Annotated in this window: 25 protein-coding genes; 13 read left to right on the forward strand and 12 right to left on the reverse strand. The window is 72.3% G+C overall.

The genetic code is table 11. The features are described from left to right. Positions 1-344: 344 nt before the first annotated feature. Positions 345-803: an ATP-binding protein gene (locus tag AC067J_RS00320; protein WP_478295701.1), complete on the reverse strand. Its 459-nt coding sequence runs from the start codon at positions 801-803 to the stop codon at positions 345-347. A 318-nt stretch (positions 804-1,121) separates the two neighbouring features. Here AC067J_RS00320 and AC067J_RS00325 point away from each other — a divergent pair, with 318 nt between their 5' ends. The 6 genes from AC067J_RS00325 to AC067J_RS00350 all read left to right on the forward strand — a co-directional run bounded on the left by AC067J_RS00325 (position 1,122) and on the right by AC067J_RS00350 (position 5,541). Further along, positions 1,122-1,970, forward strand: a complete 849-nt coding sequence (locus tag AC067J_RS00325; protein WP_478295702.1) for a helix-turn-helix domain-containing protein — start codon at positions 1,122-1,124, stop codon at positions 1,968-1,970. Next, a complete protein-coding gene (locus AC067J_RS00330; RefSeq protein ID WP_478295703.1) occupies positions 1,967-2,194 on the forward strand; it encodes a DUF397 domain-containing protein in 228 nt (75 codons plus the stop codon). The genes AC067J_RS00325 and AC067J_RS00330 overlap by 4 nt, the downstream gene beginning before the upstream one ends. A 73-nt stretch (positions 2,195-2,267) precedes the next feature. Next, entirely contained in the window at positions 2,268-2,492 is a 225-nt protein-coding gene (locus AC067J_RS00335) for a DUF397 domain-containing protein (protein ID WP_478295704.1), read from the forward strand. Positions 2,493-2,553: 61 nt separating this feature from the next. Then, the gene (locus AC067J_RS00340; RefSeq protein ID WP_478295705.1) at positions 2,554-3,360 is read left to right on the forward strand and encodes a class I SAM-dependent methyltransferase; all 807 of its coding nucleotides are present in this window, start codon (positions 2,554-2,556) and stop codon (positions 3,358-3,360) included. Between the two features lie 103 nt (positions 3,361-3,463). Beyond that, the gene (locus AC067J_RS00345) at positions 3,464-4,000 is read left to right on the forward strand and encodes a hypothetical protein (protein WP_478295706.1); all 537 of its coding nucleotides are present in this window, start codon (positions 3,464-3,466) and stop codon (positions 3,998-4,000) included. 332 nt (positions 4,001-4,332) lie between these two features. Beyond that, entirely contained in the window at positions 4,333-5,541 is a 1,209-nt protein-coding gene (locus AC067J_RS00350; RefSeq protein WP_478295707.1) for an FAD-dependent oxidoreductase, read from the forward strand. Between the two features lie 266 nt (positions 5,542-5,807). Here AC067J_RS00350 and AC067J_RS00355 read toward each other — a convergent pair whose 3' ends face one another. After that, complete coding sequence (locus tag AC067J_RS00355; protein WP_478295708.1) at positions 5,808-6,281, reverse strand: carboxymuconolactone decarboxylase family protein; 474 nt, start codon at positions 6,279-6,281, stop codon at positions 5,808-5,810. A 190-nt stretch (positions 6,282-6,471) separates the two neighbouring features. On the opposite strand from AC067J_RS00355, the gene AC067J_RS00360 reads away from it, so the two are divergent. Beyond that, positions 6,472-7,362, forward strand: coding sequence for a prohibitin family protein (locus tag AC067J_RS00360; protein WP_478295709.1), 891 nt, complete (start codon positions 6,472-6,474; stop codon positions 7,360-7,362). Positions 7,363-7,507: 145 nt separating this feature from the next. On the opposite strand, the gene AC067J_RS00365 is transcribed toward AC067J_RS00360, so the two are convergent. After that, the gene (locus tag AC067J_RS00365; RefSeq protein ID WP_478295710.1) at positions 7,508-8,278 is read right to left on the reverse strand and encodes an alpha/beta fold hydrolase; all 771 of its coding nucleotides are present in this window, start codon (positions 8,276-8,278) and stop codon (positions 7,508-7,510) included. Between the two features lie 106 nt (positions 8,279-8,384). Continuing rightward, a complete protein-coding gene (locus AC067J_RS00370; protein WP_478295712.1) occupies positions 8,385-9,332 on the reverse strand; it encodes a MerR family transcriptional regulator in 948 nt (315 codons plus the stop codon). Between the two features lie 72 nt (positions 9,333-9,404). Between AC067J_RS00370 and AC067J_RS00375 the strand changes: the two genes are divergently transcribed. Together AC067J_RS00375 and AC067J_RS00380 are read left to right on the forward strand one after the other, a co-directional pair. Then, complete coding sequence (locus AC067J_RS00375; RefSeq protein ID WP_478295713.1) at positions 9,405-10,178, forward strand: maleylpyruvate isomerase family mycothiol-dependent enzyme; 774 nt, start codon at positions 9,405-9,407, stop codon at positions 10,176-10,178. A 634-nt stretch (positions 10,179-10,812) separates the two neighbouring features. Continuing rightward, entirely contained in the window at positions 10,813-11,403 is a 591-nt protein-coding gene (locus AC067J_RS00380; protein ID WP_478295714.1) for an NUDIX domain-containing protein, read from the forward strand. A 150-nt stretch (positions 11,404-11,553) separates the two neighbouring features. On the opposite strand, the gene AC067J_RS00385 is transcribed toward AC067J_RS00380, so the two are convergent. After that, positions 11,554-13,104 (reverse strand): putative Ig domain-containing protein, encoded by a 1,551-nt coding sequence (locus tag AC067J_RS00385; RefSeq protein ID WP_478295715.1) that lies wholly within the window; start codon positions 13,102-13,104, stop codon positions 11,554-11,556. Between the two features lie 497 nt (positions 13,105-13,601). On the opposite strand from AC067J_RS00385, the gene AC067J_RS00390 reads away from it, so the two are divergent. Beyond that, on the forward strand, positions 13,602-14,159 hold the full coding sequence (locus AC067J_RS00390; protein ID WP_478296337.1) for a Uma2 family endonuclease: 558 nt from the start codon (positions 13,602-13,604) through the stop codon (positions 14,157-14,159). Positions 14,160-14,197: 38 nt separating this feature from the next. Here the strand turns inward: AC067J_RS00390 and AC067J_RS00395 are convergent, their stop codons facing one another. The 4 genes from AC067J_RS00395 to AC067J_RS00410 all read right to left on the reverse strand — a co-directional run bounded on the left by AC067J_RS00395 (position 14,198) and on the right by AC067J_RS00410 (position 17,515). Beyond that, positions 14,198-15,010: a hypothetical protein gene (locus AC067J_RS00395; protein ID WP_478295716.1), complete on the reverse strand. Its 813-nt coding sequence runs from the start codon at positions 15,008-15,010 to the stop codon at positions 14,198-14,200. 174 nt (positions 15,011-15,184) lie between these two features. Beyond that, a complete protein-coding gene (locus tag AC067J_RS00400; protein ID WP_478295717.1) occupies positions 15,185-15,952 on the reverse strand; it encodes a DUF2071 domain-containing protein in 768 nt (255 codons plus the stop codon). Next, entirely contained in the window at positions 15,949-16,281 is a 333-nt protein-coding gene (locus AC067J_RS00405) for a metalloregulator ArsR/SmtB family transcription factor (protein WP_478295718.1), read from the reverse strand. The genes AC067J_RS00400 and AC067J_RS00405 overlap by 4 nt, the downstream gene beginning before the upstream one ends. A 253-nt stretch (positions 16,282-16,534) precedes the next feature. Continuing rightward, a complete protein-coding gene (locus AC067J_RS00410) occupies positions 16,535-17,515 on the reverse strand; it encodes a hypothetical protein (RefSeq protein WP_478295719.1) in 981 nt (326 codons plus the stop codon). A gap of 203 nt (positions 17,516-17,718) precedes the next feature. Between AC067J_RS00410 and AC067J_RS00415 the strand changes: the two genes are divergently transcribed. Further along, the gene (locus AC067J_RS00415; protein WP_478295720.1) at positions 17,719-18,825 is read left to right on the forward strand and encodes an alpha/beta hydrolase; all 1,107 of its coding nucleotides are present in this window, start codon (positions 17,719-17,721) and stop codon (positions 18,823-18,825) included. Positions 18,826-19,104: 279 nt separating this feature from the next. Then, positions 19,105-21,822 (forward strand): ArnT family glycosyltransferase, encoded by a 2,718-nt coding sequence (locus tag AC067J_RS00420; protein WP_478295721.1) that lies wholly within the window; start codon positions 19,105-19,107, stop codon positions 21,820-21,822. A gap of 119 nt (positions 21,823-21,941) precedes the next feature. Here AC067J_RS00420 and AC067J_RS00425 read toward each other — a convergent pair whose 3' ends face one another. The 3 genes from AC067J_RS00425 to AC067J_RS00435 form a co-directional block, all read right to left on the reverse strand. Further along, positions 21,942-23,591: an alpha/beta hydrolase gene (locus AC067J_RS00425; RefSeq protein ID WP_478295722.1), complete on the reverse strand. Its 1,650-nt coding sequence runs from the start codon at positions 23,589-23,591 to the stop codon at positions 21,942-21,944. A 123-nt stretch (positions 23,592-23,714) separates the two neighbouring features. Next, positions 23,715-24,479: an HNH endonuclease family protein gene (locus AC067J_RS00430; RefSeq protein WP_478295723.1), complete on the reverse strand. Its 765-nt coding sequence runs from the start codon at positions 24,477-24,479 to the stop codon at positions 23,715-23,717. A gap of 275 nt (positions 24,480-24,754) precedes the next feature. Beyond that, positions 24,755-25,972: a GTP 3',8-cyclase MoaA gene (locus tag AC067J_RS00435; RefSeq protein ID WP_478295724.1), complete on the reverse strand. Its 1,218-nt coding sequence runs from the start codon at positions 25,970-25,972 to the stop codon at positions 24,755-24,757. Positions 25,973-26,118: 146 nt separating this feature from the next. Between AC067J_RS00435 and AC067J_RS00440 the strand changes: the two genes are divergently transcribed. Then, positions 26,119-26,736 carry a nucleotidyltransferase family protein gene (locus tag AC067J_RS00440; protein ID WP_478295725.1) on the forward strand — a complete coding sequence of 206 codons (618 nt, stop codon included), beginning with the start codon at positions 26,119-26,121 and terminating at the stop codon, positions 26,734-26,736. Positions 26,737-26,842 lie beyond the last annotated feature (106 nt).

Genomic DNA, 26,842 nt, shown 5'->3' on the forward strand with positions numbered 1-26,842 from the left:
GGCAGGTCGTTACTCCTGCGACTACTACGGACACTCCGTCACCATGGGGCTCGCGCCCTTTAGGTGATCCCCTGTTCGTCCTGGTTGTACGTGCTAGCGCGACTTAGGCGCCCCGTTCATCTCCTTGAATGTCCTCGCTGGACATCGCCCCGCTCCCCGGAGCTGCATCGGCGTTCGAGGGACCTGATGCAGGGAGTGGCGCCGGTTTCGGATATCTTTCCGGCGGATCTGTCTTTGGATCGACTGGAGACTGGGGTTCAGGCAATCCAGCTTTCGCCGTATCGCACGGGTCTCGCGGCGCACCGTCCCTGATATCTGGACCCGGCCGCCGCTTCACTGGCATGCTACGGTCCCCTTTGCCTTTCAGCGCAAGGTAAGCCATTGGACCCAGGAATAACCTCCGAATTCCTCCCGGCTATACCGGGGATACAACCAGGCGCTTTCAGGGCGCACTCGAACCAGACGGACTTGCCTCGCTTGCGGGCGGCGGCGCCGAACCGGTGGGTGAGCGAGCGGACGAGGTGGAGGCCGCGGCCGGAGGTCGCGTAGGGGTCGGTGGAGGCGGGGGGTTCGGGGAGGTCCGGGCTGCCGTCGCTGACGGAGACGCGGAGGAGGCCGTCGAGGAGGACGACCACGACGAGCGGAGCCGGCGAGCCGCCGTGCTTCCAGGCGTTGACGAAGAGTTCGTGGAGCGCCAACTCCGCGTCGGAGACGGTGTCGAGCGGCCACCCGGCGCGCGCGAGCGCCTCGCGCAACTCCTCACGCGCGGCCGACCAGTCAGGGGGGAGGTTGAGGGGGAACACGAAGAGACCTCCGTGAGGGATGAAGGGGATGTCACCTCGCGAACCTGAGCATCCATCGTCATATGACGATCATTCGGATCTGGATGCAGGCAAGCCCAGCGCAGGCATGAGCAAGCTCTCGCAATCGATGCCTACACAGCGCATGCGGTCCGCTACGCTCAGCATGGCGCTCATGTGGCATGAAGCGCAACTCATGCGCCTCAACTCGCATCTATGCATATCGAACCTGGATTCGGCTGCCTAGACTGGCAGTTGTTGGTAGCGCGGATGCCCGCAGCGCGGGCAGACTGGTCAACTGACAGGTCAGGAGGGGTCTACATGGCGGTCTCGACTGTTCGCCGACGGAGGCTTGGCGGCGAACTGCGAAAGCTCCGCGAGCAACGGAAGCTCACAGCCGAAGTGGTGGCCGAGGCCACGGGGATGAGCCAACCCAAGCTGACACGGATCGAGAACGCCCATACCGCAGCCAAGATCGAGGATGTGCACAAGCTCCTCGACTACTACGGCTGCGACGACGAGGAGTTCCGCGCCGGCCTCATCGCCATCACCAAGGACGGCAGCAAGCGCGGCTGGTGGCTGAGCTACCGGGATGTCATCAACGCAACCGCGAACGACCTCATCCTGCTCGAAACCGACGCCTCGACCTACAAGACCTACGAGCCGGCCTTCATTCCGGGCCTGTTCCAGACGCCCGAGTACGCCCGCATTGTCATCGATAGACTCCGCGTACGATCGGGCGGAACCGTCGACGACCTGGTTCAGGTCCGCATGGCGCGCCAACACATCCTGACTCGACCGAACCCGGTCCAAGTCTGGGCCGTGATCCATGAAACCGCCCTCTGCTCGAACGCGAACCGCCCGGACGTCATGGCACCGCAGTTGGACCGCCTCTTGACTCTCAGTCGGCTGTCCAACGTCAATATCCAAGTCATGCCGACGGGCGCCGCGATCCACCCGGGAATGAGCGGCGCGATGGCGCTCATGGGCTTCCCACAGCGGCAGGATCTCGATGTGGTTCTGGTCGAAGGGCTGATGAGCAGTCTCTGGGTCGAGGATCCGGCCGATGTAGAGCTGTATCGAGCAAAGTTCCAAGAGATCACGGCAGAGGCGCTGTCCGTAGATTCATCGCTTGAGTTCATCACCGCACAGAGAGACAAGATCAAGTGACCAACTCCCACTCTGACGCTTCCAACACCGAGTTGAATTTCAGGAAGTCCAGTTACAGCGGCGGCGATGACAACTGCGTCGAGATCGCCGTACCGGGCGGCCTTGTCTCCTACGTTCGCGACTCAAAGGACCCCTCCGGCCCCACCCTGACTGTCACCGCCACCGCCCACTCGGCGTTCATCACGGCCGTGGCCAACGGTGAGTTCGACTTCGGCCTCCTCTGACCGCGCAGGCCAACCCACCGGCCCGGCGCGCCGCAGGAGCGCCGGGCCGCCTCTTCGACGAGGAGCGAGCACATTGCCGAGCATCCCGAACGCAGGCACCATCAAGGCGACCTGGCACAAGTCGTCCAGGAGCAACGATTCAGGTAACTGTGTCGAGGTTGCCATGCCTGGCGGCCTCGTCACCTATGTCCGTGACTCGAAGAATCCTTCCGGCCCGGCCCTCCTCTTCACCGCCGCCGCTCACGCCGCCTTCATCGCCGCCACCGCCGACGGTGAGTTCGACTTCGGTCTCCTCTGACCGCATCGGCACAGCCCACCGTCACCGAAAGGCACCCATGACCTCCTCCCAGCCTCTCGACATGGCTCTCAGCCGGGTGTTCGGCGAGGTGGCCGAGACGTACCACGCCGCCCGCCCCGGGTACCCCGACGCCCTCATAACCGAGGTGCTCTCCTACGCCTCCCTCACCGGCCCCGCCGGCCTCCCCGCCGTCGAGATCGGGGCCGGAACCGGGAAGGCCACCCTCCCGTTCGCCGCGCTCGGCACTCCGATGCTCTGCGTCGAGCCCGACTCCCGCATGGCCGAGGTCCTCCGCCGCAACACCGCCGCCTTCCCCGACGTCCGGGTCGAGGTGAGCACCTTCGAGGACTGGCGGCCCGACGACACCCGGTTCGGCCTGCTCCTCGCCGCCACCTCCTGGCACTGGACCGACCCTGCGACCCGCTGGGACCAGGTCCACGACGCCCTCGCCCCCGGCGGCGCCGTCGCCCTCTTCTGGAACCCCATGGGCGTCGTCGACCCCGCCCTGCACGCCGCCCTCGCCGAGGTCGACCTCCGGCACGGGCTCACCCTCTCCTCGCACGCCGGTCTCGCCTCCTCCTACGGCGACACCCCCGGCCACTGGCCCGGGATGCTCGGCCACTGGCCGGACGAGGAGTGTCGCCGCGACGGCCGGTTCACGGACCTCCGCTCACTGCGCATCCCCGAGCGGGTCCGCTACGACACCGACCGCTACCTCGGGCACCTCTCCTCCGTCTCCCTCTACCGCGCCCTGCCCGACGACCGCCGCGACCGCGTGCTCGCCGACACCGCCGCCGTCCTCGACGCCCACGGCGGCGGCATCGACGTCGAACACCTCCACGACCTCTTCCTCGCCCGCCGGTCCTGATGCCCCTCCTGCGCAGGAAGTCGGCGGATCCGACTTCCTGCGCAGGCACCGGCGCCGCGAAGCCCGCCACCGGTCGTTCAACCGACCTGACTACGATCGCCCGGTGATCGAACTCCTGCACAACATCGACCTGTTGACCAGGCGACACCTCGACCTGTCGACCTTGGAGGTCGGTGGCATCGCCTTCGGCGCGCCCGCGAGCAGCATCTCGCGCCGGCGTGTCGTCCGCGCCGACTCACCCATCGTCGCCAGAAGCACGCTCAGGGACGGCGAGCTCAAGCCCTACGACCGCGACGGACGGCTGGTGACGGCGGACGAGATCCTCGACGCCGCCGTCCGTTCCGACGGCTCCCTGGCGCTCGCCGACCGGATCGGCTGCAAGATCCGGGGCGGGGCGGTGGTCGGCTTCAGCATCGACAAGGCTCTTCTGTCGCCGTTCGAGGGGATCTCCTCCTACGAGGAACTCCTCACCGTCCTCGGCGAGCCGGACCAGGTCACGACGCACGACGAGCCGGGCGGGCCGCCGTATCTGTACTTCAACCGCTACTGGGACTCGCAGAAGTGCGTGGTGTGGAGCGACTGGGACCACGCGGTGCTCTTCGCCAACCTGGGCGACTTCGAAGGCAACCGCCGCCCGTGATCCACGGCTCAAGGCCCTGCCGCGCGCAGGAAGTCGGACCCGCCGACTTCCTGCGCGAGCACCGGCCCGGCATGCAGCTTCCCCGATCGGCGGGTGGCGCCCCCTCGGTTCCCTGCAACCGACCTCCGAATGCTTCCGGTTGACCGTACGTCTTTCCGGAAGGCGGCCGCCTCTGCCGTTCCCGAGTGCGCCCGGCCTGCGGTGTCGGTCGGCCGTGAGAGGGCTGCCGGTCGGCTGCCGGTCGGACGTGAGCCGGCTGCCGGCGGGGTCTGCGACCTTTCGGGAGACGGCCGTCCGGGGCCCACCGGGCGGCTCGATCGCGAGGAGTCATCATGGACAACCACGTCACGATCCTCGGCGCCGGACTGGGCGGGCTCACACTCGCCCGCGTCCTGCACGTTCACGGAATCCCGGCCACGGTCTACGAGGCCGAGCCCTACCCGTCGGCGCGTGCGCAGGGCGGACTGCTCGACATCCACGACTACAACGGGCAGCTCGCCCTTGAGGCGGCCGGCCTGATGGACGAGTTCCGTGCCGTCGTCCTGGAGGGCCGCCAGGCGTTGCGCGTCCTCGCCCCGGACGGCACCGTCCTGCTCGACAAGGCCGACGACGGCACGGGCGGACGCCCCGAGGTCCAGCGCGGGGACCTCCGTCAGGTCCTGCTCGACTCGCTGCCCGCCGGTACCGTCCGGTGGGGACGCAAGGTCACCGGCGTCCGGGCTCTCGACGGTGGCCGCCACGAGGTGGCGTTCGGTGACGGCGAGACGGTCGTGACGGGCGTGCTGGTCGGCGCGGACGGGGCCTGGTCGCGGGTGCGGCCGCTGCTGTCGGCCGCCGTGCCCGAGTACGCCGGCACCTCGTCCGTCGAGACGTACCTGTTCGAGGCCGACACCCGGCACCCGGCCGCGGCGAAAGCGGTCGGCGGCGGGTCGATGATCGCGTCCGCGCCCGCGCCCGCATCCGCGTCCGAACCGGGCACGGAGATCTTCGCCCACCGCGAGAGCGGTGACACCCTGCACACCTACGTGCTGCTGACCAGGCCCCAGGGCTGGTTCGACGCGATCGACTTCACCGACGCCGCCGCCGCGACCGCGCGGATCGCGCGGGAGTTCGACGGGTGGGCGCCGGAACTGACCGCCCTGATCACCGACGGCGACACCGCGCCGGCCCTGCGCCCCCACTACACCCTGCCCGTCGGGCGCCGGTGGGACCGGGTGCCCGGAGTGACCCTGATCGGCGACGCCGCCCACCTCATCCCGCCGAACGGCGAGGGCGCCAACCTGGCGATGCTCGACGGTGCCGAACTCGGCCGGGCTCTCGCCGCGCACCCCGACGACGTCGAGGCCGCGTTCACCGCGTACGAGCTGGCCTTGTTCCCCCGTAGCGCCGCGTTCGCGGCTCACGACCACTTGGAGGGCATCGGGACGGACCTCCGCGACGCCCCGCCGCACGGCCCGGCCGACACGCTCGGCCCTGGCGGCCCGGTCGGCCCGGCGGAGACGTTCGACGTACTCGGCACGCTCGCCGAGGAGGGCCGCTGAGCCGCGAACCGTCCCGGGGCGGCGACCGACGCCCGCCGCCGGCCCGGTGAACCTTCCCGGCCACAGCGCCCGCGGCACTCACAGCCTGCGCAGGAAGTCGGCGGGTCCGACTTCCTGCGCAGGCCGCGCGCGGAGGCCACGCCGTCGACCGCCCGGTCCCCGGTACCGGACGGGCGCACCGCCCTCGGGCAGCGCGGCCGCCGCGCGGCGGCCTGCCGTCCGGGGCGAGCGGACCGGGCCCGCTCGCCCCGGACGGCAGCGGCCGATCAGCCGAACTGGCCGGGCTGGTAGTCGCCGGCGGGCATCTGGAGGATGACGTTGCCCCGGTTGAAGGCGTTGATGACGGTGATGACGCCCACCAGGGCGCCGAGCTGGTCCTCGTCATAGTGCTTGGCGGCGTTCTCCCAGACCGCGTCCGGGACGCCACCGGCCGCGTCCGCGATGCGGGTGGCCTCCTCCGCCAGCTCCAGCGCCGCGCGCTCGGCGTCGGTGAACACCGTCGCCTCCCGCCACGCCGCGACCAGGTTGAGGCGCTCGGCGGACTCACCGGCGTGCACGGCGTCCTTGAAGTGCATGTCGGTACAGAAGCCGCAGCCGTTGATCTGGCTGGCACGGAGCTTCACCAGCTCCTGGGTCGCGGCCGGCAGGGTCGAACCCTCCAGTGCCTTGCTCGCGGCGATGATGTGCTTGTACACCTTGCCGAGGACCGGGTTGGTGAAGGGGTTCAGGCGGGCTTCCATGATGTGCTCCGTTGTCGTCGTCCGGTCGGTTGCACATCTTTGACGGTGCAGCCCGGCTCCTTGTGACAGGACTCCGCCGTGACGCGCGTCACAGCCTCCCCGGGGGCGCCGGAAAACATCCGCCGTCGATGACGTGAACATCGGTCGAACCGGATCGCACCCGCGTTCGACACGCCCCTACGCTGCGGCCGTGCTGATCATTTCACTGCTCTTCCTCATCGCCGGGCTCGTTCTGATCGTGCTCCGCTGGCGCCGCGTGCTCGACAGCCTCGCCGCCCTGCTCGGCGGCATCGCCTCGGCCCTCCTCGGCGCACTGCTCGGGCTCACCACCGTCGTCTACGTGGTCGAACCGTACGAGGTGGCCGTCCCGACCAGGCTCGGGAAGATCGGCGGCACGTGGCAGCCCGGCCTGCACCTCAAGTCCCCGCTGACCGACGTCACCGCGTTCTCCACCCGCCCCTCCGACCTCAACCTGACGGGCGACAGCACCGTCGAGGTCCGTTCCTCCGAGGGCGGGGTGCTGTTCGCCGACCTCACCGTGAAGTGGTCGATCGACCCGAAGCACACCGTCGACCTCTACAAGCTGGCCGGCGACTCCGACGCGGTCCAGGAGCGCCTGGTCCTCCCGGACAGCCGGGAGATCGTCCGCAACGTCTTCGCCAAGCACACCAGCGTCGAGGGCTACAGCTCGCAGCGCGAGGCGATCGCCGGCGAGATCGACAAGCTGGTCACCGCCAGGCTCGCGCCGCGCGGCATCCTCGTCAACGGGGTCAACCTCCGCAACGTCCGGCCCAGCGACGACCTGCAGAAGGCGATCGACGCGAAGATCGCCCAGGACCAGACCACCGCCCAGGCCGAAGCGGCCGTCCGCACCGCGAAGGCGGAGGCCGAGAAGCGCAAGATCGACTCGGAGAGCCAGGCCGCGGCCAACGCGGCGATCGCCAACTCGCTCACCGACAAGATCCTGATGAGCCAGTGCATCGAGGCGTTCAAGGCCGCCGCCGAGAAGAACGCGGTCTACGCGAGCCCGTGCGGCAACGGCAACGGCACCCCGGTGATCGTGGACGGCACCAAGCGCTGAGGCCGCCGTTCGCGCGGACGGGGGCGGGTGATCGCCGCCCCCGCCCGCGCGAAGGCCCCGACCCCGGGCGCGGCCACCGCGCGCCGCCACCGGCACCGCGCACCGGCACCGCGTACCATCCTGGGGCGCTGCCCGCGCCCCGGGCCTACGCGGCGGCGGCCTCCGCCAGGAACTCCCGCAGCAGGGCGGTGATCTCCGCCGGACGCTCCAGCGAGGGCAGGTGCCCGGCCCACGGGAGCTCCAGGTAGCGCGCGTTCGGGAGCACACCGGCCAGCTCGGCCACGATCCGCCGGAAGTCCGCCAGGTCGTGCGAGCCCGACACCACCAGGGTGCGGACCGTCAGTGCGGACAGCTCGACCTCCGGCTCGGGAAGCTCGAAGTCCCCGGCGCCCTCGGCGAGGCCCGCCTCGAAGTTGCGGCGCTGCATCCGCCCCACCAGCTCCGCGACCTCCTCCGCGGCCTCGGGCCCGAGCCAGGTGCGGACGTTGAGCGCGGCCGCGCCGTCCAGGTCACCGGCCTCCAGCAGCTCGTCCTCCGCGGCACCGAACGCCCGCATCTCCGGCCCAGGCACCTGGCCGGGGCGCGCCGGGCAGAGCAGCGCCAGCGCGGAGACCCGCTCCGGGCGGAACCCGGCGACGCCCAGCGCGACCCGGCCGCCGTACGAGGAGCCGACCAGGGCAGCCCGCCCGATGCCCAGGTGGTTCAGCAGGTCGACCACGTCGCCGACGTCGGAGTACGGCGCCGTCCCGGCCGGGGACTCGCCGCAGGTGCGGAAGTCGGCGCGGACCACCCGGTACCCGGCCTCGACCAGCGGCTTCCACTGCGGGTCCCACATCCGGCGGTCGCAGATGGACGAGTGCAGGAGGACCACGGCCGGTGCGCCCTCGGGCCCGTCCACATCGTGAGAAATGATCATCCGGTCATTCTGCCGCAGCTCCGGGCTCCCGTCTCTGCTCCGCCCCCGCGCCGATCAGCGGTCGGCCCTCCCCGATCCCCCGATCCCCGATCCCCGATCCGCCAGGTCAGCCGGGTCGGCCGCCATCCCCCTCCGCGCCCACCGCACCCACCGCGCACGCCAGGGAGTCGGTCAGCCACAGGTGGGACGCACCGAGCGTGACCGGATCGCCGCCGGCCTCGGCCACCAGCCGCCAGTAGCGGCGCATCCGCGGATCGCGGTCGGCGGCCACGTGGTCCAGCAGCTCACCCCTGAACCGCAGGGAGTCACGACGCCCCCGCACCGAGGCGTGCACCGCCACGAACCGGTCGAGCTCAGGCCCCCCGCGCGGAGCCTCGCCCGCCCGCACCACGGGCTGGGCCAGCGCGCAGGCCTCGCCGATCCCCTTCATCAACTCGGCCTCGTCGGAGACCAGTTCGGCATTGGACCGGGCCATGGCTAGCAGCTCCCGCGTCAGCCCGCGGTCACCGGCCAGCGCGAACAGCTCGGCGAACGCGAGGACTTGCAGCGGCGTCGGGTCGGCGGGCGGCTCCGGTACGGCCATCGCCACGAACACGTCGAGCATCGCCTCGGCCGCCGACGCGACCATCGTGCGCCGCCAGAAGCCGATCAGCGCCTCGCGGGCGGCGCCGCCGTCCTGAACGGCGGCGAGCAGTTCCAGCCGACCGGCCCGCTCGGCCGGTCCGGCCTCCTCGACCGCGCGCAACGAGGCCCGCCGCCAGGCCAGCTCCGCGAGCCGGCCGTCCAGCGTGGCCCGCTCGACCGCGACCACCTCGGCCACCGAGCGCTCCCCGTCCAGCACCTGCCTGACGGAGGACAGTCCCAACCCGAGCCCGCGCAGCCGCCTCACCAGGCCGAGCCGCTCCACCGCCGCCCGGTCGAACCGGCGGTGCCCGCCCGTGCTGCGCGCCGAGTCGACGATGCCCTCGTCGCAGTAGAAGCGGATCGTCCGCACCGGCACACCGGTCAGCCGCGCCAGGTCGCCGATCCCGAAGGTCTCGTCGAGAAAGGGCACTTGAACCTCCACCTGACTGGAACTCCTACGGTACCGGCATCACCCCGCACCACCGGCAGAGGAGCCTCCACCATGACACCGACACCCGACGCAGCACGGCTCGCGGAGGGGCTGCGCGAGCAGACCGGACGGATCGCCCGCGCGGTCGCCGGCCGGGCCCCGGACACCCGGGTGCCCACCTGCCCGGACTGGCCGCTGCGCACCCTCGTCGGCCACATCGGCCAGGAGCACCGATGGGCGGCCGAACTCGTCCGCAGCCGCACGCAGTTGCCCGTCCCCGACCCGCACCGGGCCGATCCCGGCACCCCGGACGAATGGGCGGGGTGGCTCCACGAAGGCGCGGAGGCGCTCATCACCGCCGTCCAGGAGACCGGCGCGGAGACCGAGTCGGCGACCTTCGCCGGACCGAAGCCGGCCGCCTTCTGGCTGCGCCGGATGCTCGGCGACACGTGCGTCCACCACTACGACGCGGCGTTCGCGACGGACACCGCGTTCGAGATCGCCGACGACCTCGCGGCCGAGGTGATCGGCGAGAACCTGGACCTGCTGTCCCTGCCGGCCTTCGCAGCCTTCAGGCCTGCGGTGGCCGAACTGCACGGCCGGGGCGAACGGCTCGGGCTCCGCCCGACGTCCGCGCCGGGCTGGGTGGTCACCCGGACGCCCGGGGCACTGCGCTGGGAACGCGGGCCGGTCGAGGCCGCCGGAGCCGCCGACGTGGTGGTGTCGGGGGAGGTGGCCGACCTCATGCTGGTGCTCGCCCGCCGCCTCCCCCCGGAGAACGACCGGGTGACGGTGACGGGCGACCTCGCACTGCTGGACCACTGGCTGGCACACAGCGCACTCTGAGGCCGGCCCGACAGGTGATCACAGCCGGCCACCATCCGGGGCACCCCCGACGACCCGTCGGAGCGCCGGGGGCGCGAACGCGGAACCACGATCGATCAGGCTTCTTCCATCGCAGGATCATCCCCGCGTGTGCGGGGAGCAGTGGGCGCTCCAGCAGCGCGGAGGCTGGTACCAGGGACCATCCCCGCGTGTGCGGGGAGCAGATCTGGCCGGTGTCGTAGATGCGGGCGGGGATGGGACCATCCCCGCGTGTGCGGGGAGCAGACTCCGTGACCAGCGGGTCTGTGCAGGCCACCGATAAGTCTTCACCACTTGCCGAGATTCCGGCATCGCGAACATTCCGGACAGCCCCTTGGAAGCCCGACGGTACCCACCGGCCCTGCCGAGGTCAATCCACTCCCGGTCGCCTTCGAGGGCACGCACCGCTGTGCGCACTGCGCGAAGGGCCGGAGCACCCGGCTTCCCCTCACCTCATCACCATCGGCAGCTGCTTGATCCTGATTCGACCGAAGTATGAGTGACCTTCGACCGTGCGAATCCGCGCGGCAGGGCGGTCCCCCGCATGGGTCTACCTCGTTGGCGATGCTCGCGGTGCCGGCGACCGGCCGGACGGGCGGTCGGCTAACGTCCCCGCATGGATTCCGACACCTCCCGCCCCGCCCTGCCTCGGCACGAACTGGTGGCCACCGCCAGCACCGTCGTCTACGAGAACCGCTGGATGACGGTCCGCGAGGACCGGACCCTGCGGCACGACGGTGCCGAGGGGATCTACGGCGTGGTGGAGAAGCCCGACTTCGCGCTCGTCGTGCCCTACGCCGACGGCGGCTTCCACCTGGTCGAGCAGTACCGGTACCCCGTGAAGGCCCGCTACTGGGAGTTCCCCCAGGGCACCTGGGAGGAGCGGCCCGACGCCGACCCACTCGACCTGGCACGCGGTGAACTCGCGGAGGAGACGGGGCTGACCGCCGGGACGATGACACCGCTCGGCCACCTCTTCGAGGCGTACGGCTTCTCCGACCAGGACTTCCACGTCGTCCTCGCGACCGACCTCACCGCGGGTGAGGCGGATCTCGACGAGGAGGAGGCAGGCCTGATCAGCCGCTGGTTCTCCGAGGACGAGGTGTGGCAGCTCATCGCCGAGGGCCGTTTCAAGGACGCACCCTCCCTGGCCGCCCTCTGCCTCTTCCAACGCCACCGCGCCCAGCACGCCCAGCACGCCCGCTAGCCGAAGGCCCTGCACAGGAAGTCGGAGCCGCCGACTTCCTGTGCAGGGAGCATGTGGCGACGAGCCCGCGCCCGCCGCCCGTCGGCCGCCCGCTCACCGGCCGCCCGGACGGTGGTCCGGGCGGCCGGCGGTCGGGCTACCGGCGCCGGGTCAGCTCGTGGCGATCGCGGTGTCGTCGATCACGAAGCTGGTCTGCAGCGAGGAGTCCTCGGTGCCGGTGAACTTGAGGGTCACCGACTGGCCCGCGTAGGCCGAGAGGTCGAAGGTGCGCAGCTGGTAGCCGGCGGCCGCGTCGGCGTTCGAGTACGTCTTCAGCGTCGTGCCGTTCGCCGCGACGGTCAGCTTGTCGTACGCGGTCGTGCCGGACTCACCGGTGTCGATGTGCAGGTAGAAGCTGAGCGTGGCCTTGCAGCCCGCCGGGATGGACACCGTCTGGGACAGGTTGTCCGAGTGGGTGGAGCCGTAGCCGTTCAGCCACGCCTTCCAGGTGCCGCCGTGCGGGGCCTGCGAGGCGGACTTGTCGACGACGCCGCTGGAGGAGGTCCACGGCGCGGCGGTGCCCGTCTCGAAGCCCGCGTTGCCGAGCAGCTGCGCCGGCGTGCACGTGCCGCCGCCACCGCTGACGGTCCAGCCGAAGCTCGTGCTGCCGGTCTTGTTCGCCGAGTCCTTCGCGGTCACGGTCACGTTGTACGTGCCCGCGGTCGTCGCGGTGCCGCTGATCACGCCGGTGGAGGCGTTGATCGACAGGCCGGCCGGGAGGCCGGTGGCGGTGTAGGTGTACGGGGTCGAACCGCCGCTCGCCTGGATCTGCAGGTTCGCCGAACCGCCCACCGCCGTGGACTGGTTGCCCGGGTTGGCCACCGAGACGGTGCCGCTGCCCGCGGGCTTCGTCAGCAGGCATCCGCTGACGTTGAGGTCGATGACCCGCCCGTTGCCGAGGCAGGTGGTGAACCAGTACGTCTCCTGCCCGTAACTCTGGCCCTTGACGGCCTTGGTGGTGCCGTCGGCCGCCACCTCGCACGGGTTGTTGATGGTGCACATCTGGCCGTCGTCGTTGCCGGTGTTGTTGATGCCGACGACCTTCTTGGTCGCGGCGTCGACGATCGGCGAACCGGACGTGCCGTGCGTGGTGTTGCAGCCGGAGCTGTAGCGGATCGAGTCGCGCCAGGTCCACTCGTCCTCGCGCAGCGTGCCGACGAACCCGTTGATGGAGCAGTTCCACGTCTGCTTCCAGTACGAGGACGGTATGAACATCGCCGAACCGTCGACCGGGTGCGTGTCGCTGATGGTCAGCGCCGTCGCACCGAACTTCGAGGTGATCGACCCGAAGGTGTCGGTGAGCTGGTACAGCGCGACGTCCGTGCCGGTCATCGTCGCGTACAGGATCCTGTCCGCCTGCACGGTGCCGAGCGAGCCGCCGGAGGCGTTGAGCAGCGTGCCGCTGCGGCTGGCGCTCTGGTTCTGGATGACCTGGCCGGCGGACGGCATGGTCGGCAGGCAGTGGCCGTTGGTGAGCATGAGGGCCCGGTCGGCGTCGACCGAGGAGGGGTAACGCACCAGCGAGGCCGAACAGTTGCTCAGCGCGATCGTGGACGTCAGGTCACCGGCCTGCACCGCCTGCGCGGGGGCGGCAGTTACGCAGGTCAGGACCCCTGCGACGACTGCGCTCGCGGCGGACGCGGCGGCAAGTCTCTTGAACATGGCTCTCCTTGTGGGGGATGCGGGGCGTACGACCGGTTGCGGACGCCCGCGCCGCACGAAAGTGCCATGGCCACTTCAATCGGTCAACCATGCGTACCGAATTCGCCCACCGATTCCGCCGGGTGGCACGGCAGGTGCGGTCCTGTGACAGGCGAGTCCGTGACGGCCGGTCAACTTCCGTCGCACCGCGTGCACTCGGACACCGGGGAGTCGCGGCCCGCCCCACACCCCCCACCGAAGGGCCCCAACGCCCGACCCCGGACAAGCAGCGGATTCCCGGTCCGTGCTCCCCGTGCGGACGGGCCCGTCCGCTTAGGCTGTCCGTGATCGTGGACAGCCTCTCGTGGGCTCCCCGCACCCGCGGGGATGAACGCCGGAACCCCGTGTCGCCGCGAGCCTCGAAGAGGGGCCTTCGCCGTGGACCGGCCAGGTTCCGGCGGACGTGCGCCTCGCGCACCTGGCTTCGATGGAAGGGAGTACAGCAGAACGTGAGTGCAGTGCACGCAAGGCCGGGCGACTACAGCCGAGTACCCAATCCCGAACAGGCTCTGAAGTACGCGATCCAGCACATTGCCGGTGAGCGCGTCGAGATCGTCGAAGGAGTCATCACTCCGGTGTCACCGTCCTGGGCCCACGAGACCGCCGTCGACCTGATCCGGGAGCAGATCGGACCCCGGATGCGTGAGCTGGGGCTGCGCGCGGGGTCGGGGAATCTCGATCTGCCCGGGACGGAGAACTTCTACGTGCCCGATCTCGCCGTGGTGCCCGCCGAGCTGGCGAAGACCGAAGGCGCGCTGGTGCCGGACCAGACGGTGCTGGTGGTGGAGGTGACGTCGCCGTCGAACGCGGAGACGGACCGCACGTCGAAGCGCCGCCGTTACTCGCAGTACCACGCACCCGTGTACCTCCTGGTGGACCGGCAGGAGCGCACCTGCACGCTGTTCTCCCAGCCCGGCGAACTCGGCTACACGCTGGTCGAGGGGCCCCATCCCTTCGGCACTCCGGTGCGGTTGCCGGCGCCGCTCGGGCTGGTGCTGGACACCACCGACTTCTGATCCGGCCGGAGCGGCCGGAGCGGGCCGACCGGGGGAGGTCACCGCAGGTCGAGGACCGGTCTGGTGGAGAGTTCGTCGCCCATGCCCGGGTCGTCCGGCCCGTACACGAGCGCGGCCATCTCCGGGTTCCGGTTGGCCGTGGCGAGGGGCAGCCACTCCAGGACGATGCCGTACCCGCCGCAGACCGACTCGCCGCCGTCGCCGCCGTGGATCGCGCCCGGGTCGCTGGTCATCTCGGACCGGTAGGTGTCGTAGGCGATCCGGAGCCCGAAGGCGTTCGGACGGGTGTGCGGGCCGGTGTCGTCCTGGTAGGGGCCCCGGTCGAGCGGGCACTGGTCGCCCCAGTGGAAGAGCGTCCCGGCGCCGGCGCCGCACGCGTGCTCCCACTCGTCGGGGTGCGGCAGCCGCAGCCCCTCCGCGGCCAGGGCCGCCGGCATGTCGGCGGGCGATTCGGTGATGTCCTCGTCCTCGACGGCCATCAGCAGCGTCGGCACGGTGACGGTCCGGTGCGGGCTGAGGTAGCGGGCGAGGTGCACACGCAGGTCGTCGTCGAAGCCGTAGCCCTGGCTCAGGCTCTCCTCCCGGTAGCAGTCGAGGAGTTCGGCCGAAGGCTCCCACGCCGCCAGGTCGAACCCGACCGTGACCCGGCCGCCCGGTATCAGCGCGAACAGCCGGTCGCCGCGCTCGACCAGCACCCGGTGCAGCGGCGAGCCCAGGTGTTCGACCGTCTCGACCCGCTCCAGCCGCCCGCCCGCGGCGTCGGCCGCGTGCGCGGCGACGCGGGTGGCGGTAGCGAGGTCGAGCCGGCGCCACGTGGCGAGGGTGAGGGAGGTGAGCGGTTCGAGGGCCATGCGCGGAGTCTGGCACAGGGCACTGACAACGGAGCCGGGTCAGGACCTCACGGGCCGTGAGGTCACCGGCCGGCGCGACCGGGCGCGTCGGCCGGTACGAGCGGGCCGCGTGAATGGACGGCGCGAGCGGACCGCACGCGCGCACGGCGCGAGCCGACGGCACGCGCGGACGGCTCACCCGGCGAGCCGGGCGCTCCGGTCGACCGGCCGGGCGCTCCTGGCGTCGGCCGTGCTCGGGAGCGGCCGCCAGCCGGCGGGGACGTTGCGCATGACCAGGGCGCTGTCCAGGACGGCGCTCCCGGGCGGGAATCGGACCGGGTCGTCGAAGAAGGACGAGGCGGCGGAGCCCACCCGGCAGGCCTCCACGTGCCAGGCGTCGGTGTGCAGTTCCATGCCGTCCATGCGGTGGCCGGACCTGGTGGCGGAGTAGCCCTTCGCCCCGTCCTGGAAGAACCGGGAGGCCTCGGCGAGGTCGGCGAAGAGCTCGCTGCCCCGCAGTTCGTCGGACAGTTCGGCGGTGACGTCCACCCGGGTGTCGCCGTCCCGGGTGGCGAAGGCGACGCGCATCCGGTCGGGTGTCTCGTGCACCTCGAAGTCGGCGCGGCCGTGTTCGCCGGGGAAGAGCCGGCCGCCGGCCCAGGCGTTGAGCCGTGAGGCGGTGTCGCGGCGCGGGATGTAGACGCCGGTCTCGACGCCGTCCGGTCCGTCCCATTCGACGGAGATCCGGTGGGCCGCGTTCTCGCTCCGCAGCCCGAACGCCTTGGGCGCCCAGCTCGGCCGGACGCTGCCCAGGCGCAGGAGGCAGATGCCCGCGACCGCGTGGCCGTGCACCAGTTGCGGGCGCAGCGACTCGGGGAGCAGGCGGGTCACGGCGTCCGGGGCGACCCGGTAGTTCACCAGCAGCCGCCGTTCGACGACGCTGGACAGGCGTGGCTGCCTCATGATCCCTCGCTCTGCGTGTCGGGGCGCCATTTGGTGTGGCGCAGGACGATCTGCTCGGGGCAGACGGTGCTGAGGAAGCGGCCGATGGTGGTGGCCAGGCGTTCCTCGGCCAGCGTGTAGAGGATCCGGTTGCCGTCCCGGCGCTCGGTGACCAGTCCGGCTCCCTTGAGCACGCCGAGGTGCCGTGAGATGGACGGGCCGCTGATCGCGAACCTGCTCGCGATCTCGCCCGCGGCGAGTTCGCCGCCTCGGAGGTCTTCGAGGATCTGGCGCCTCGTCGGATCGGCGAGCGCGCGGAAGACTCCCGCCTCGTCCTGGGCTTCTGTCATGGCAGATATTTAGCACATTAGCTAAATATCTAAAAGGAGACGCCTCCCGGAAGCGGGGGCGTCAGCGGTGGAGCGGGCCCGGACAGAAGGAGCGGGCCCGGTCGAAGCGAGCGGGCAGCCGCGTGGACGGCCGGAGCGGGGACCGCCGGGCAGGAGTCCGGTGCCCGGCCGGGCAGCCGAGGGCGCGCGCACGCAGAAGCGCCCCAGCCGGTCGGCTGGGGCGCTTCACGACCTCTCGGGGTCCCGGCCTCGACTACGGCTGCGGGAAGGCCTCCTCGTCCACGTCGCTGGTCTTCGCGTTCCCGCCGACCTTCGCGGTCAGCGTGATGGACCAGGTGACGGCCGTGCGGCCGGTCTCGAAGTCGAGGGTGTCGTCGAACTTCGTGTAGGAGCAGTTCTGGGTGAACATCTTCAGCGACGGGTCCCAGTCGACACCGTCGGAGAAGAAGACGTCGTACGTGCCGTCCTCGATGCCGTCGATCGACGCCTTCTTCCCCTTGCCGACGTACAGCGAGTGGACGGCCTTGTTGTTCTGGGAGAGCGACACGACCGAGTCGGAGCTGCCGCCCGTGTTGTCGACCTCCAGCCCGCCCTGGCCGCGCAGCCGGCCCTTGCGGATCAGGGTGCCGTTGTCGAGCGAGCGGGCCTGCAGCGGCGGGGTCTGCGGGACGGCGAAGGTGGTGGGGTAGCCGGCGGCCGCCATCTGGGCGAGCGCGGGGGGCACCGCCTTGAGCCCCTCGGAGAGCCCGACCTCGGCGAAGGCCGAGGACGTGGTGCAGACGCCCTTCGACTTGATGTCGGTGCGGACCTTGGTGAGGTCGGTGGAGAGCTGGGAGAGCGCGGTCGCCAGCTGGCGGCGGACGGTGGTGACGGTGTCCGGCTCGCCGGCCAGGGCCAGCCCGCTGCTGGCGGAGTTGGCCGCGGTCGCCGCCTCCTGGAGCGCGGTGGCGAAGTTGTCGATGCTCCCGGCCGGGTTGAGCTTGGCCAGCGCGGCGCTCACCGGGTCGACGTAGCCGGCCAGCACCGGGCCGTACGGGGGCTTGGTGGGCGTCGGCGTCGGGGTGGGCGTGGGGGTCGGCGTGGGCGTGGCCGCGGCCGTGGACGCCGGGGCGCTGTCGGTCCGGCCGCCGGAGGCGTCCGTGCTCCCGGAACTTCCTCCGGAACACGCCGTCAGCAGCAAGGCCGTCGTACCGACCGCCAGGCCGACCTTGCCGACCTTGGTGAAGGACTTCATGCCGCTCCCCCGGAACTCTTCTCGGTGCTCTCTCGTGCACGCTCCGTGCACTCTGCAATCCCCGCGCACATGATCCCGACCCGGCGAGACGCGGTCAACAGGGCGCACAATAGGCGCATTGGATCATATGAGGGGCGCGCAGGGAGCGCGCAGACCGGGTCCGGGGGTCAACTACGATCGGGCTCGTGTTGAGCCTCACGGGAATGCCCCTCCAGATCATCGCCTCCGTCGTCGCGATCGGCGTCTTCGCCGCCACGATGTGGCTCTGGCCGAGATTCGGCGGGCGCGGCTGGAAGGCCTGGTCGGGGCGGCTCGGGGCGTTCTTCGCCACCCAGGTCACGGTACTGGCCGCCATGGGGCTGATCGCCAACGGCTACTTCGGCTTCTACAGCTCCTGGAGCGACCTGCTCGGCACCAACGGGAAGCCCGGCACGGTCGTCGACCACCAGCCGAACGCCGCCGCGTCCCTGTCGGTCACCGGCGAGAAGAACATGTACTCGGCGCAGGGATCGGCCCGTGACCGCTCCGGGCTGATCCAGGAGGTCGCCGTCAAGGGGTCGGCGAGCGGCCTGAGCAGCGACGCGTACGTCTACCTGCCGCCGCAGTACTTCCAGCCGGAGTACGCGCAGCAGAAGTTCCCGATGGCACTGGTGCTGGCCGGCTACCCGGGCTCGGCGGAGAAGCTCATCTCGCTGATGCAGTACCCGGCGTCCGCCCTCACCGCGATCGAGGAGAAGAAGCTGCCGCCGACCGTCCTGGTGCTGATGCGCCCGACGCTGGTCGGCAACCGCGACACCGAGTGCATGGACGTCCCCGGCGGACCGCAGGTGGAGACCTTCTTCACCAGCGACCTGCCGAAGGCGCTGGCCGGCAGCTACCGGATCGGCACCGACCCGACGAACCGGGCGGTGATCGGCAACTCGACCGGTGGCTACTGCGCGCTCAAGTTCGCGCTGCGCAAGCCCGACGCCTACCGGGCGGCGATCTCGCTCTCCGGCTACTACACCGCGCCGATCGACGAGACCACCGGCGACCTGTTCGGCGGCAACAACCAACTGAAGCAGGAGAACGACCTGGTCTGGCGGCTGAAGAACAAGCCCGCCGAGCCCGTCGCCCTGCTGCTCGCCACCAGCTACGACGAGAACAACTACGACGGCACCCGGGCGATGGTCGACTCCTTCAAGGCGCCGACCAAGCTCTCCACCATCACCCTGGACACCGGCGGCCACAACTTCCACACCTGGACCAGGGAGATCCCGCCCGCCCTGGAGTGGCTGGGCAAGCACCTGACGATGCCCCAGTCCGCCTGACGGAGGCGGCACGCGCGGAGCCGCCGGCAGGGCCGCACCGAACCGCAGGGCCGCGCAGGGCCACACCGGACCGCACCGCCGCGCAGGGCCGCACCGGACCGCACCGCCGCGCAGGGCCGCACCGGACGCCACGGGCACCCGCGCGCGCACCCACAGCGCCCCCAGCGCCCACGGGCGGCAGGCCGGGCCCTGAGCCGTCCGAGTGGTCCGCCGAGGATCACAGGCGGCTCACACCCCCGTCTCACGCTTCTCTCAGCCGGGCGCCCGAACGTATCGCCCATGACCACGACCAGCTTCTCCCCGCCGGCCGGCGAACCCTGGCCGGAGGCCGCGAACTACCCGCCGCCGCAACTGCCGCCCGCCGGGCCGCCGGGGCCGGCCGGCCCCGCCGCCGACGCCCCGGAGGCGCGGCCCGCCGAGCCGCCGCTCTTCCCGGAGGTCCCGCTGCCGCCCGCCGGCCCGAAGGGCCCGGCGTCCTGGGCCGGCCGGCTGCGCACCCTGCCGACACGGACCTGGCGCGGGCGCGCGGAGGACCCGCGCTGGGTCCGGCCCGCGCTGCTCGCGCTGCTGGCCGCGACCGCCGTCCTCTACCTCTGGGGCCTGTCGGCCTCCGGCTGGGCCAACGCGTTCTACTCGGCCGCCGTGCAGGCCGGCAGCGAGAGCTGGAAGGCCTTCTTCTACGGCTCCTCCGACGCCGGGAACTTCATCACCGTCGACAAACCGCCGCTCGCGCTGTGGCCGATGGCGCTCTCGGCCCGGATCTTCGGGCTCTCCTCCTGGTCGGTGCTGGCCCCTCAGGCGCTGATGGCCGTGGCCACCGTCGCCACGCTGTACGCGACGGTGCGCCGCCGCTTCTCCCCGATGGCCGGGCTGCTGGCGGGCGTCGCACTGGCGCTGACCCCGGTGGCGGCGCTGATGTTCCGCTTCAACAACCCGGACGCGCTGCTGGTGCTGCTGCTCACCCTGGCCGCGTACGGGCTGGTGCGGGCGACCGAGGCGGCGAGCACCCGGTGGCTGGTGTTCACCGGGGCGATGTTCGGGCTGGCCTTCCTCACCAAGACGCTGCAGGCGTTCCTGGTGCTGCCCGCCTTCGCGGTGGTCTACCTGGTGGTGGCGCCGACCGGGCTCTGGCGGCGGGTCCGGCAACTGCTGGCCGCCGGGCTGGCGATGGTGGTCGCGGGCGGCTGGTGGGTGGCGGTGGTCGAACTGGTTCCGGCCTCGGCCCGCCCGTACGTCGGCGGCTCGCAGGACAACAGCTTCCTCTCCCTCACCTTCGGCTACAACGGCCTCGGCCGGCTCAACGGCAACGAGACCGGCAGCGTCGGCGGGGGCGGCAACCGGGCCAGGTTCCCGGCCGGGATGGAGGCACCCGCGGGCATGGAGGCGCCCGCGGGCGGGGTCCCGACCATGCGCGGCGGGGGCGGCTGGGGCGAGACCGGCATCACCCGGATGTTCGACGGCAACATCGGCGGGCAGATCGCCTGGCTGATGCCGGCCGCGCTGATCCTGCTGCTGGTCGGCCTCTGGGCGACCCGCAGGTACGCCCGGACGGACACCGCGCGGTCGGCGTTCCTGGTCTGGGGCGGCTGGCTGGTCTGCACGGCGCTGACCTTCAGCTTCATGTCGGGGATCTTCCACGAGTACTACACGGTGGCGCTGGCCCCGGCGGTCGCGGCGCTGGTCGGCATGGGCGTGGACGGGCTCTGGCGGGCCCGGCACCGGCTGCCGTACGCGGCGGTGCTGGCCGGGACGCTGGCGGTGACGGTGTCCTGGGCGTTCGTGCTGCTCGGACGGAGCTCCGACTTCCTGCCCTGGCTGCGCTGGACGGTGCTGGTCGGCGGGCTGGTGTCGGCGGTCGCACTGGCGGTGGCCGGGCCGCTGGCCGCACGGCTCGCGCGCCGCGAGAACGTACCCGGCGCCGACGTGCCCGCCGAGAACGGCGCGAACGACGCGAACGACGCGAACGACGCGGACAATGCGGCCGCTGACGCGCACGGCGCGACCGGTCTGCCTGCGGGCGGCGTCCGGGGCCACCGGCTTTCCGGGCGGCTGACCGCCGTGGCGGGTCTGGCGGGCGCGGCGGCGGCGCTGGGCGGTCCGGCGGCGTACGCGGTCGACACCGTCAACACCCCGCACGGCGGCTCGATCGTGACGGCCGGCCCGGCGGTGATGGGCGGGTCCGGGCCGGGCTTCACCCGACACGGCGGCCCCGGTGGCGGACCGGGCGGTGAGCCGGTGTTCTTCTTCAACGGCCGGCAGGTCTCGCCCCCGCCGGGCGGTGTGCAGGGCTTCCCGCCGCCGGGCGGCCAGGGCGGGCGCCCCGGTGCCGCGCAGGGTCCCGGCGGCGGCACGCCGGGCGGCGCCGGGCCGAGCGTCTACGGTGTCATGGGCGGCCCCGCCGGCATGGGCGGGCTGCTCAACGGGGCCAAGGTGAGCGACGAGGCCGCCGCCCTGCTGGAGCGGGACGCCGACCGCTACCGCTGGGCCGCCGCGACCAGCGGCTCGCAGAACGCCGCCAGTTACCAACTCGCCTCCGGTGCACCGGTGATGGCGCTCGGCGGCTTCAACAGCACCGACCCGTCGCTCAGCCTGAGCGCCTTCCAGCAGTACGTGAAGGAGGGCAAGGTGCACTGGTTCATCGCCGGCAGCGGCGGCCCGGGCCGGACGGTCGGCAAGGCAGCGGGCGGTACGGGAACAGACGGCGCGGGGCAGAACGGCACAGGGCAGAACGGAACGGGCCAGGACGGCGGCTCGGTGGGCACGCCCCCGAACAGCGCCGACCCGAACGGCACCGACCTGAACAGCGCCGACCCCAACACCCCGTCCGCAGGCGGCGCGACGCCGGGCGGCGCGACCCCGAACGTCACCACCCCCGGCGGCGACGAGTCCGCGGAATCGATGACCGCGCAGATCGAGGCCTGGGTGACGAGCCACTACACCGCGCAGACGGTCGGCGGCTCGACGTTCTACGACCTCACCCAGCCGCCCACCTCCTGACCCCGTGAAGCGCCGGACGACACCGGACGGCGCCGACGGGACACGGCGGGAACGCGACAGGGGCGCGCCACGGCTCTCGGACTCCCGAGCCGCCGCGGCGCGCACCTCCCGCGTCCGGATCACCCCTCGGCGTCGGTCGCGCACCGCGTCCCGGCGGCCGGCACGGTGCCGTCGAGCAGGAAGGCGTCCACCGAGGTGCGGATGCACGCGCTCCAGCCGTAGCCGGTGTGCCCGTCGCCCTCGCGGGTGAGCAGGACGGCGTTGCCGAGCTGGGCGGCGAGCTTCTCGGCCGAGGCGTACGGCGTGGCCGCGTCGCCGGTGGAGCCGACCACGACGATGGTGGCCGCGCTCTTCGAGGTGACCGGGTGCGCCTTCTCGGCCGAACGGAAGGGCCAGGCTCGGCAGTCGGGGTCGAACAGCGCCGAGCCCGGCTCGTGCCGGGTGATCAGCGGGGCCTTGGCGGCCAGGTCGGTGTACGCGGCCTCCAGCTCCGCGCCGGCGGGCACGCCGGTGGCGCCGTCGGCGCAGTGGATGGCCGTGTAGGCGTCGGCGGAGACGGTGTAGTGCCCCTGCTTGTCACGGCGGTTGGAGCTGTCGGCGCGCGCGAGCAGGTAGTCGCCCTTGCTGCGGACCATCGCCCAGCCGACGTCGTTGCGCAGCGAGTCCCAGCCGGGCTCGCCGCCGTAGAGGCCGTCGATGATGCCGACCCAGGCCGCGTTGGCGGTGAGGGTTCGGCCGCTCGTCGTGGTGAGCGGCTTCTCCTTGAGCCCGTCGAGGTAGTCGGCGAGCTTGTCGGCCGCCTTCGCCGGGTCCTTGCCCATCGGGCACTGGTCCTTCTTGGCGCACCAGGCCGCGAAGTCCTTGAAGGAGCGTTCGAAGGCCGCGTACTGCTCGATGTTGTGCTGGAGCAGCGGCATCGACGGGTCCACCGCGCCGTCGAGGACGAGCCGGCCGACGCGGTCCGGGAACTCCTCGGCGTAGAGGGTGCCGACGTAGGTGCCGTAGGAGAGCCCGAAGTAGGTCAGCTTCCGGTCGCCGAGCACGGCGCGCAGCACGTCCATGTCGCGGACGGTGTTGCGGGTTCCGATGAAGGGCAGCACCTTGCCGTACTTGGCCTGGCAGGCGTCGGCGAGGACCTTGCCGTGGTCGGCGCCGAGGGCGTCGGTGGTGGCCCAGTCGTCGCGGGTCCGGTCGTCGAGGCAGTTGACCGGGACGGTGAGGCCGACGCCGCGCGGGTCGAAGCTGACGGTGTCGTAGCGGTCGCCGACCGCACCCTGGAACTGCTTGGGGTTGCGCTGGAGGAAGCCGACGCCGGAGCCGCCCGGGCCGCCGGGGTTGACGAGGACGGAGCCGATCCGCTGGTCGGGCTTGGCGGCGGGGCTGCGGACGAGCCCGACGTCGATGGTGTCGCCGGCCGGCGCGGCGTAGTCGAGCGGCACCTTGAGGGTGGCGCACTGCACCGCCGACTCGTCGAGCTTGTCGGTCTTCGGGTCGTCCTTGCACGCGGCCCAGGCGAGTTGCTGGCCGTAGAAGGCCTGGAGCGCCGGGTCCGCCTGGCCGGTCGGCTTGACCGTCGGGGTCGGGGTCGGCGTGCTGGTGGGGGTGGCGCCGGGGGTGGCCGTCGGCTCCGCCGTGGCGGTCGCGGAGGTCGCGGCGGGGGACGGCGTACCGGAGGCGGCGGTGGTGGATCCGGCCGAACTGGTGCAGCCTGCCAGCAGGGCGGCTGCGGTCGCGACGGGCAGGGCGCCGCGCGAGAACCGGGTGATCATCGAGTGCACCGCACACGAATACCACCTGGTCATCACACTGTTCGCCGCGCCCCTGCCCTCCGGCACCGGCGGGACCGGGACAAAGCCCGGCGAACGCAGAGGAATCGTTTCCTCAACTGATCATCAGCCGCCGCACTGTTGCAGCATGGCCTTCTTGTCCGCCTCGGTGACGGGCAGTTGGTACTTGAGCGAGACCTGCGCGAACCGCACCGCGTACGCGCAGCGGATCTCCTGGGCGGCGGGCAGCCAGGCGGACGGCCCGGAGTCACCCTTGGAGGCGTTCTGCGAGCCGTCGGCCGGGATCAGGTTGAGCGGGTCGTTGGCGATCTGCACGCGCTTCGCCTTGTCCCACTTGGCCGCGCCCATCTGCCAGTCGTAGGAGAGCGGCATCACGTGGTCGATCTGTATCTTCGAGGCCTGCTGCTTGGACCACTGCACCGTCCGGCCGGTGTACGGGTCGTGGATGGTCATCGAGGTGACCACGCAGGAGGACCCGTCCTTGCGCTCGACGGCCGTACCGTCCCTGGCCAGCAGGTCGTTGCGGGTGTCGCAGTTGTTGTGGCCGCCCGGGACGCCGTCCACGTTGTCGGTCCAGGCCGGGCCGAACTCGTTGCGGTCGTAGCCGTCCTTCGGGCCGGTGCGGGCGGTGGCGACCCGGGCTATCAGCTCGCGCCCGGCCGCCAGTTCCTCGGGCGAAGTCAGCGGCGCCAGACCGGGCTTGGTGCCGTCGGGGTTCTGCAGCGGGCTGGTGGCCGGGCCGGCGGCGCCCGCCGCCCCGGACGGGGCCGCGTCGCCGGCCCGCTTCCCGGCGCCGGAACAACCGGTCAGCGCCAGGGCGGGTATCAGGAAGACGGTGGCGGCGGACAGGGCGGTGCGGCGGGCGGGCACGGAGGACTCCCCTGGTGGCGGGCGGCTGACGGCGCACCAGCAGACCAGTCGCCCCACACCCGGTCAAGGGGGCACAACACGGACCATTTCGATCATGGCGAAGGTCACACCCGGACCGCTCCCACCGCCCGCCCGGGGGCGTCGGCGCGGCGACGGCCCCGGACCGCTCCCACGGCCCCCGAACCTCCGGTCCCGCCGCCACCGGCCGGCGGCCGGCCGTGCCGCGCGCTCCCGCCCCGTCAACGGCCGCTCCCCAACCGGCCGTCGGCCGCTCCTCAGCCGCCGATCGCCGACATCGGCCGGGCCGGCCGGACGAACCCGGCCGCGCCGATCTCGTGGCCCGGCCCCTTCCGGGCGATCGTGGCGCGCCACGCGGCCTCGATGCGGGCGTCGTCGGCACCGCCGCGGAGCAGCGCGCGCAGGTCCGACTCCTCGGTGGCGAAGAGGCAGTTGCGCAGTTGGCCGTCGGCGGTGAGCCGGACGCGGTCGCAGCCGCCGCAGAACGGGCGGGTCACCGAGGCGATCACGCCGACCACGGTGTCCGTCCCGGCGATCCGCCACTCCTCCGCCGGCGCCGTGCCCCGCCCCGCGGACCGGGTGCGCGCCCGTGCCACCGCGCCGACCCGCCCGGCGGACCCGGCGCCCCGCTCCGCCCCTGCCGGCCCGGCGGCCCCTTCCGGCCCGCCCGCACGTTCCACCCCGGCACCCGACTCGGCCTCACCGAACCGTTCCGCCCCGGCACCCCGATCCGCCTCGCCGACCCGCTCCACCCCGACGGACCCGGCGGACCCGGCGGGCCCGGCGGGCCCGGTGACCGGGAGCAGCTCCCAGCGGGCGCCGAGCACGGCGAGGATCTCGTCGGCGGTGACCATCCGGGTGCGGTCCCAGGCGCCCTGGGCGTCCAGCGGCATGGACTCGATGAACCGCATCCGGTAGCCGTGCTCGGCGGCGAACTCCACCAGCGGGACGAGTTCGTCGTCGTTGACGCCGCGCACCGGCACCGCGTTGACCTTGACCGGGCCGAGGCCGGCGGCCCGTGCGGCGGCCAGGCCCGCGAACACGTCGGCGATCCGGTCCCGGCGGGTGATCGCGGCGTACCGCTCGGGGCGCAGGGTGTCCAGGCTGACGTTGACCCGGTGCAGCCCGGCCGCCTTCAACTCGCCGGCGGTGCGGGCCAGTCCGATGCCGTTGGTGGTCAGGGACACCTCGGGGCCGAGCGCGGCGATCCGCCGGACGAGGCCGGGCAGGCCGCGCCGGAGCAGCGGTTCGCCGCCGGTGAGGCGGACGGAGCCGATCCCGAGCCGCTGCACCGCGATCCGCACCAGCCGGACCACCTCGTCGTCACCGAGCGCCTCGTCCTTGGGCAGCCAGGAGAGTCCCTCGGCCGGCATGCAGTAGGTGCAGCGCAGGTTGCAGCGGTCGGTGAGCGAGACCCGCAGGTCGGTGTGGACCCTGCCGAAGCGGTCCACCAGCGGGTGCGGTGCGGTGTTCATCGGCCCAGTACAGGGGCGTCGGCGCGGAAACTCCAGCGGCCGAACCGCCGGGCCGCGGGCGCTCCCCGCCGGGCCGGGTTGTGGCTTCGTCCAAGGACTGCCGGCCGGGGCTGCGGTGCGCCCGGCCGGGCGGGCAGGCTGGGCCCATGCAGAACGCGGGGCCCGTGCAGGGCGAGGACGCGGTCGCCGCGCTGGTGCTGGCCGCCGGCGGCGGGCGGCGGCTGGGCGGGCGGCCGAAGGCGCTGGTGCCGTACCGGGGCCGGCCGCTGGTGGAGCACGCGGTGGCGGCGGTGCGGGCCGGCGGCTGCCGGGAGGTGACGGTGGTGGTGGGCGCGGCCCGGGACCGGGTCCGGTCGGTGGCGCACCTGCCGGGCTGCCGGCTGGTGGCCAACCCGGACTGGGAGTCCGGCATGGGCTCCTCGCTGCGGGCCGGGCTGGCCGCGCTGCCGTCGAGGACGGGGGCGGTGCTGGTGATGCTGGTGGACACGCCCGGGGTGGGTGCGGCGGCGGTGGCCCGGTTGCTGGCGGCGCACCGGGCGGGCGCGGAGCTGGCCGCGGCGGCGTACGGGGGGCGGCGGGGGCACCCGGTGCTGATCGGGGCCCGGCACTTCGCCGAGGCGGCGGCGGGGGCGGTCGGGGACGCGGGCGCGCGGGCACTGCTGGCGGCGCACGCCTCGGAGATCACGCTGGTCGAGTGCGCCGACATCGCCACCCCGGACGACCTGGACACCCCCTCCGACCTCGCGCGCTGGGGCGCGGGGTGACGCGGGCGCCGCGCGTCCTCGAACGGATCCCCCTCGGGGGTGGAACCGCCCTCCTCCTCCCCGCCGAGGAATCGAGCGCACACCCCTGATTCCTCCCTGAGGATTG

This window comes from Kitasatospora sp. NPDC042419 (genome assembly GCF_056437345.1).